The organism is Christiangramia sp. 3-2217-3z (assembly GCF_051195275.1).
GTDB classification, from domain to species: domain Bacteria; phylum Bacteroidota; class Bacteroidia; order Flavobacteriales; family Flavobacteriaceae; genus Christiangramia; species Christiangramia marina.
The window spans coordinates 1-1,101 of the sequence record NZ_JBNJLI010000041.1; the positions used below are offsets into that span (position 1 = coordinate 1).

A 1,101-nucleotide genomic window follows, 5' to 3' on the forward strand; every position below is an offset into this window, starting at 1 on the left:
TTCATTGGGTCTAGACCCAATGAAAAAAGAAAAATTGTGTAATTTAGAGCTGTCCGAAAACGGGTAAGTCTTCAAAACGGGTAAGTCTTCAATACCTGTTATTCCTTAAGGTGAACTAAAATAAAGTTTGAGAAGTTCGCTTTCATGATTAGGATAAAACATAATAAAGTTTTTTCTTCAACGGAAAAATATTACTCACTTTAAATCTTTTAAAAGTTTAGATAAATTATGATTTAACTTAAGTTGTAACTAGAAAAGAGACTGAATTAAAAAAAACTATTATCCATCGGAACTAATTTATGATTCCACAAATGATAAACGTAGCTTTCTTTCTCAAATTTGCATCCAAATCTCTCGTAGACCTTAATTGCTTTTTTGTTTATACCTTGTGTTGAAGAAACTAAATACCTTGAATCTTGACTATAAATAAAACCCTCCACAGCATTCATCAAAGCAAATGAAACACCCTTTCCCTCGAATGCTCTGTTCACTGCAAATAGTGGTGCTACTCCATTTTCTCCATTAATTTTAACAGTAGCGAAGCCTACTATGTTTCTATCCACCATATAAACGAATACTTTATCTGCTAATACTCCCTGAACCGATTTTTCTATCCAGATACGATAGAAATTTTTGAACTGATCATTTGAAATATTATCATCTCTGCGGAATCTTGAGTGAATTCCAGCTAATTGTGCCAAATCTACTAATTGTTCATTCGGAATATCACCATCATATTCAACTATACTTTTGTGTAACTTTTTGAAAGAAACTTTTTTCCTGAAAGGCATTCTTGTATCAACTAAATAATAACTAAAGTCCTTATTAGTTTGATCTTGTATTTTGGATTCAGAATATTTGTAAACTAATTTGAAGTTAGAAAGGTTGTATCTCCATTCTTCTAGCAATTGTTTATGTGAATATTCAGAACCTACCTCACCTACCGGATAACCAAAAAATTCACTATCCCATTCCAATTTATTTATCATATATCATTTCCAATTATATAAATAGGCATACGTTAAGCTGGATTCAAGGTTGTAGCGCAACAAAGCGTATTAAAAAGTTAGGTATTCAAATATAATTTTTTTCGTTCGAGAT

Annotated in this window: 1 protein-coding gene; it reads right to left on the minus strand. The window is 30.9% G+C overall.

Features of this window, described 5'->3' with window-relative positions:
- Positions 1–266: 266 nt before the first annotated feature.
- Positions 267–989, minus strand: a complete 723-nt coding sequence (locus ACSHZO_RS15870) for a GNAT family N-acetyltransferase (protein WP_298248431.1) — start codon at positions 987–989, stop codon at positions 267–269.
- Between the last annotated feature and the right edge of the window lie 112 nt (positions 990–1,101).